Here is a 476-nt window from a genome sequence, read left to right as displayed (position 1 = left end):
AGCTCGCCCACCGCCCCGAACGGCACCGGCTGACCATGAGCGTCCAGAAGATACACCCGCGTGTTCGCAATCGGACGGCCGATCGGGACAACTGACCCATCAAAGTCATCGGGACAACTCCAAAGCGTCGCGCAGACTGTTGCTTCGGTCGGGCCATAGGCGTTGACGATAGATGCCGATGCCAGACTTCGGACGAGTTCAGCCTTCGGCAGTTCGCCTGCAAGAACGAGAACTTGCGATGCCAAACATCCCGGATCCCTGCTTGCCTGAAGCAAGGCTGGAGGCAATGTCGCATGGGTTATGGCTTCGCTTCGCAGGTAATCCGATAGCTTGTTACTCGCCTGGCGGAGCTCGTCCGCAGGCAAGTGCAATGCGGCGCCTGAGCCAAACGCCATGACAAGCTCCCAAGCACTTGCATCAAAGCCGAAGGAGGCGAACTGCACCACTCGACTGTTTGAACCAACGCCAAACAGCCC

The 476-nt window shown here is 59.0% G+C and carries 1 protein-coding gene; it reads right to left on the bottom strand.

All coding sequences use genetic code 11. The annotated features are described in order from the left end of the window. A partial coding sequence (locus AC0L2K_RS35065; RefSeq protein ID WP_473533671.1) for an AMP-binding protein occupies nucleotides 1-476 on the bottom strand: 476 nt, incomplete at both ends.

This window comes from Mesorhizobium sp. WSM4817 (assembly GCF_055811135.1).
Note: the sequence above shows the minus strand (reverse complement) of the source record. Positions and strands in the feature narration are given on the sequence as shown.